Origin of the sequence: Neobacillus drentensis, assembly GCF_036966985.1 — a bacterium.
GTDB classification, from domain to species: domain Bacteria; phylum Bacillota; class Bacilli; order Bacillales; family Cytobacillaceae; genus Neobacillus; species Neobacillus drentensis_E.
The window spans coordinates 1-4,156 of record NZ_JBALSN010000240.1 but is presented as its reverse complement, the minus strand read 5'-3'; the positions used below and the strand labels follow the sequence as shown (position 1 = coordinate 4,156).

5 protein-coding genes are annotated in these 4,156 nt (G+C 37.9%); 1 reads left to right on the top strand and 4 read right to left on the bottom strand.

The features are described from left to right. From V7659_RS16205 to V7659_RS16190, 4 genes are all read right to left on the bottom strand, one after another. On the bottom strand, window positions 1-841 hold an 841-nt coding region (locus V7659_RS16205; protein WP_335540873.1), incomplete at its 3' end, for a CocE/NonD family hydrolase. Between the two features lie 323 nt (window positions 842-1,164). After that, window positions 1,165-1,803: a PspA/IM30 family protein gene (locus V7659_RS16200; RefSeq protein ID WP_335540872.1), complete on the bottom strand. Its 639-nt coding sequence runs from the start codon at window positions 1,801-1,803 to the stop codon at window positions 1,165-1,167. 50 nt (window positions 1,804-1,853) lie between these two features. Then, window positions 1,854-2,198: a flagellar basal body rod protein gene (locus V7659_RS16195; protein ID WP_335540871.1), complete on the bottom strand. Its 345-nt coding sequence runs from the start codon at window positions 2,196-2,198 to the stop codon at window positions 1,854-1,856. Between the two features lie 152 nt (window positions 2,199-2,350). Next, the gene (locus V7659_RS16190) at window positions 2,351-3,319 is read right to left on the bottom strand and encodes a DUF1835 domain-containing protein (protein WP_335540870.1); all 969 of its coding nucleotides are present in this window, start codon (window positions 3,317-3,319) and stop codon (window positions 2,351-2,353) included. 155 nt (window positions 3,320-3,474) lie between these two features. Between V7659_RS16190 and V7659_RS16185 the strand changes: the two genes are divergently transcribed. After that, window positions 3,475-3,783: a hypothetical protein gene (locus V7659_RS16185; RefSeq protein ID WP_144548595.1), complete on the top strand. Its 309-nt coding sequence runs from the start codon at window positions 3,475-3,477 to the stop codon at window positions 3,781-3,783. Window positions 3,784-4,156 lie beyond the last annotated feature (373 nt).

Sequence of the window (4,156 nt, the reverse complement as noted above, 5' to 3'; positions counted from 1 at the left end):
AAACATGTGCCCATGGAACGATTATCCCTTTTCTAGGAACCGAAAGTCCTTTCATTAAACTGAATACGGTATTTGTATAAGAATCTTCCCAGCCATCGATGGCAAGAACAGGCACTTTAATGTCATCGTAATTTTCACAAACTGAACCATGCTTCCAATAGGCATCTCTTGTTTGGTGCTCCATCCACTGCGCCATCCATAACGGCATATTTTCTAGTCGTTCCCGCCATTTTTCCCGCCAGCTATCGCCAACAATATGAGGATCGAGCGGACGCACCTGATAGGCCAGCATAATGTTTCCCCACCAGAAATTATCGTTTAACAGGCAACCGCCTTTATAGTGAATATCATTGTTATAGCGGTCATCGGTAAATCCAAGGGTAATAATAGCTTTTAAATTTTTGGGTCTTCTAGCTGCGACTTGAAGGGAATTAAAGCCTCCCCAAGATTTACCCATCATCCCGATGTTTCCATCACACCAAGGTTGATTTGATATCCATTCTATTACTTCAAGGGCATCATCTTGTTCTTGCTTTAAGTATTCATCCATTAGCAGACCATCGGATTCCCCCGAACCTCTCATATCCACTCTGACTGCTGCATAACCATGTCCAGCAAAATAACCATGCATCGGTTCATCTCTTGTCCTTGTACCGTCTGTTTTTCGGTATGGAATGTACTCTAAAATGGCCGGTACTTTTTCACCTTCCGGAACTTCAGGCAGCCAGATCCGACTGGAGAGTCTCGTACCGTCTTTTAAAACAATCCAAGTGTTTTCAATCGCTTGATACGCATAAGGAAAATTGGTGATAATTTCTCTTTCTTTACATTCCGTTGACATTTTAACATCCCTTTCGTCCTCTTCCGCCGTAAAGAGGTTAACATAACAAGTATCACTTTAAAGTGCCTTCCAAAAACTTTAATCGTAGTTAAAAAAATAATCAAAACCATTTGATAATCATGATTACAAAAATTAATATGATTAGTATAGCATCTGAAAATATGTTGCACAACTCAAAATTTTCAAAAAAATCAATTTTACTTTGGAATACAGGGGGTATGACCCCCGGTCGCCATTGATACCACCAGAAGTACCAAAAAATTCATTAAAGAATAATACAAAGAGCGAGGCTATAATGCCTCGCTCTTTGTTCATTTAAAAGCTTATGAAATAGTTTCTTTTTTCAATTCTTTTTCTAATTGTGCAACACGAGTATCAATTGTACTACGATAAAAGGAGCTGTTCACTTGCTGCTCTAAGCGGTCAAGATAATTTTCGATTTCCTTGAACTTTGAGTATGATTTATCAGAGTATGAATGGGAATCGATCACTTGGTTGATTTGGAGATTCGCGCGGGTTACATTTTCGCGGCCCATTAATTCCAAACGGCGAAGATGCATGTCTTTTACCTTATGCTTCATTTCCTCATATTTTCTTTCTAAATCACTTAGCTGCCCGTTAACTTGTTCTAAGGATGTACATAGACGGCTTGCTCGTTCGGTATATTGCTGCTGCTCTGCTGCCGCGAACTGATATAACTCAGTTTCCCCTGCTTTTGAGGCAACTTCAGCTTGGTATGTTCTTTTTTCAGCCAGTTCCGCTGCTCGCTGGTATTCTCTTTGAAATTCATCCTTCAAGGTATACTGGCGTTCCAACAGTTTTCGCACCTTTTCGGTTTCCTGTTCACATTGGCGAAGGTATTGATTAAGAAGAGCGATTGGATTTTTCTTCTCCTTGTGATCAATTGCCTCGTGTAAATCTGCTGTAATTGTGTTTTTAATTTTTGTAAATAAGTTTGTCATCTTATTCTCTCCTTTTTTCGTTTGATTTTATTTTTCGTTAACACCACATACTATCTCTTTAATTCATTCCATTGCTTTTCAAAATTTATGAATGGGTCTGATTCTTCCTTTTCATAAATCTCTTTGCTGTTATTCCATTTTTTGTAGACTAGGTACAGCACATATGCAGCTGCAACACCAATGATGGCAGGAATATTGTGGAGAGAAGCGATTAGGACAATCCCCCCGATAATCGCTAAGCCAATTTTCCAACCGGTTGATTCTGTTTTTAAGAACTTTTTGTAGATGAAATATAACAGCACCGCACTTACAATCAGACCTAGCATCGGACCAATTGTTGAGAGCAGGACGATTGTTGCAACCCCACCTGCTAAAAGTAAGCCAAATTTTTTCATTTTGTTTTCCTCCTTTGTTTATCTTGATATCATCTTACCTTTTTTCCCTAATTATCATAATTGCGCCTAAGCTTGATTTTTAACTCGGGCCAAAGACGTAGAAAGGGTCAGTCCATTACAACTTTATGTCGTGAAGGACTGACCCGTATTAATTAATATTCAGCTTTATTAATAAGCTTTTTTCCATTCCAAAACCATTTATCCTTTTTTTGATAGACCCCGCCAAGCCACCAATCACGTTCATAAAATTCAAAGCACTTTATTGGTCCATATAAAACATCTAAACCATTGGAAGTTAACCTAAGTTTGGCTATGGGTTCTGGGTTCTGATAGTCAGGAAGTGGATTATCACATTCCAACAATGGATATGGGCCACTCATCAGTTCGTTTAGCATGGCTGCAAAATAAAGATCACTAATACCATCGTTACTTCTTTTTTGAGTAATGGCTTGAAACAATTCAGTAAAGGAGCAAGTATTTTTATCAAGATATTTAATCACGAAGGTTTCTACCTCATTTAGACCTGAATGTAATGAAGGAAAGAAGCTTAAATGAGATTGTAATGCTTGTTTCAAAAATGGTAACTTCCGTTTTGAGTCAGCAATCCACTTTTCAATATCAGTCGGATTCTTTGAGGTATATGCTTGCCAGCCGGTAATTGCTTCTTTCTTTTGCTCATCTGAAATAGGTTGTTTCTTTTTATGAAAAAGTTCTTCTAATTGAGTTGAAGTCAATTGCCCAAGGCCATAAAAAGGCTCTTCCCCTTCATACTCGTTAATTGTCACCATTGATAATTTCATCATTTCTTTTTTTGATAGTTCATTGAGCAAAAACATTAACATTGTTTGATCATATCGATCGTGCTCAAACCAAAGAACAATCTCTGTTTCCTTTTGAATCTCAGAAAGTAATTGATTTTGGTTTTTACAATTCTGGATGAATAATTCAGCTGGAATCGCTAACTTTTTTTCAAAAAAATGGGCGCGCCAGCTGATCCAATTTTCACCGGAAATATCATGGGAGAGTGGACCAAAATCATACATTTCCCGCCAAACCAGAACATCACCTGGAAGATTTCCAATCTTATTACCCACCACATCCCCATTCACAATATGTATCATATCCATACCTCCACTGTTACAAGCATAAATCAATTTTAGCATGGAAATGCATATATCCTTCTATTATATGAATGGACTTGTAGGTGGTTAAGAAGGGATTGCATATTAGTGATAGCATATGCATATCGTTTTAAGACGGAAAAAGGAGTGATGTTATGCTTAGTATCGAAGCAACCAAGAAAATTGAGAGTATTGCCCATCCAAAGGTCCAGAACATCGTGAGGACTTGTGTGGAACAAGGATGTCAATTCAAACCGCATCCAAGTAATCCTAACTTAGTTAATTTATTTGACCCTGTCCGCAGGAAAAATATCATTGGGGATATTAATCTTTTAAGTGAAAGAGGATATTTTACTCTGGAAGTAGAAGATGGACGATTTAAGACCTTCCGAAACGAAGTAATGGGATTGGATATCGATCGTGATGATTTTGAATACAAAGTATTACGACGATTGAGGCGATAATTTCATTATATAAAGATGCGTAAAAGGACAATGAATTTAACTCATTGTCCTTTTTTGTTGTTGATGAAAAAAGATACACGATGAGGCAACTACTGGTGCGCGGTTCATTTACCGTTTTGCATAAAAATATGCTGGTTCGGGCAATCCAAGGCTGGTTCATTTACCGTTTTGCGAATAAATATGCCGGCTCGGGCAATCCAAGGCTGGTTCATTTACTGTTTTGCGAATAAATATCCCGGCTCGGGCAATGTATACAAGGCTTACTTTTTTCCGTGAAGGAAGGAGCAATCAATAATCGGATTCGGTTTATTAATTGAAAAACAAAAAAGACAACCTTTTTCAGATTGTCCTTTTCGTGCCTGGCAACGTCCTA